At 64.8% G+C, this 875-nt stretch carries 1 protein-coding gene; it reads left to right on the top strand.

Translation table 11 applies throughout. The features are described 5' to 3' along the window. A partial coding sequence (locus GTW40_RS03245; RefSeq protein ID WP_202485320.1) for a cbb3-type cytochrome c oxidase subunit I occupies positions 1 to 875 on the top strand: 875 nt, incomplete at both ends.

Genomic DNA, 875 nt, shown 5'->3' with positions numbered 1-875 from the left:
AACTGGATCATGCCGCTGCAGATCGGCGCGCCGGATGTGGCGTTCCCGCGGCTGAACATGCTGGCCTACTGGCTGTATCTCTTCGGCTCGCTCATCGTGGTCAGCGGCTTCCTCACCCCGCAGGGCGCGGCCGACTTCGGCTGGTTCGCGTACTCGCCGCTCTCGAACGCCATCCGCTCCCCCGGCCTGGGCGGCGACCTGTGGATCATGGGGCTGGCCCTCTCCGGCTTCGGCACGATCCTCGGCTCGGTCAACTTCATCACCACGATCATCTGCATGCGGGCACCTGGCATGACCATGTTCCGCATGCCGATCTTCTGCTGGAACGCGTTGCTGACCAGCGTGCTCGTCCTGCTCGCCTTCCCCGTCCTCGCGGCCGCGCTGCTCGCCCTGGAGGCGGACCGCAAGTTCGGCGCCCATGTCTACGACGCGGCCAACGGCGGCCCCCTGCTGTGGCAACACCTCTTCTGGTTCTTCGGCCATCCGGAGGTGTACATCATCGCCCTGCCGTTCTTCGGCATCGTCACGGAGATCATCCCCGTGTTCTCGCGCAAGCCGATCTTCGGCTACATGGGCCTGGTGGCGGCGACGATCGCGATCGCGGGCCTCTCGGTGACCGTGTGGGCGCACCACATGTATGTCACCGGTGGTGTGTTGCTGCCCTACTTCTCCTTCATGACGTTCCTGATCGCGGTGCCGACCGGAGTGAAATTCTTCAACTGGATCGGCACCATGTGGAAAGGCTCGGTGTCCTTCGAGACGCCGATGCTCTGGACCACGGGCTTCCTCGTCACGTTCCTCTTCGGCGGCCTCACCGGCGTGATCCTGGCGTCGCCCCCGATGGACTTCCACGTCTCCGACTCGTACTTCGTGGT

Source organism: Streptomyces sp. SID4985 (genome assembly GCF_009863025.1).
Taxonomy (GTDB): Bacteria; Actinomycetota; Actinomycetes; order Streptomycetales; family Streptomycetaceae; genus Streptomyces.
The sequence above is the reverse complement of the archived record's forward strand: the minus strand, read 5'-3'. Positions and strand labels throughout refer to the sequence as shown.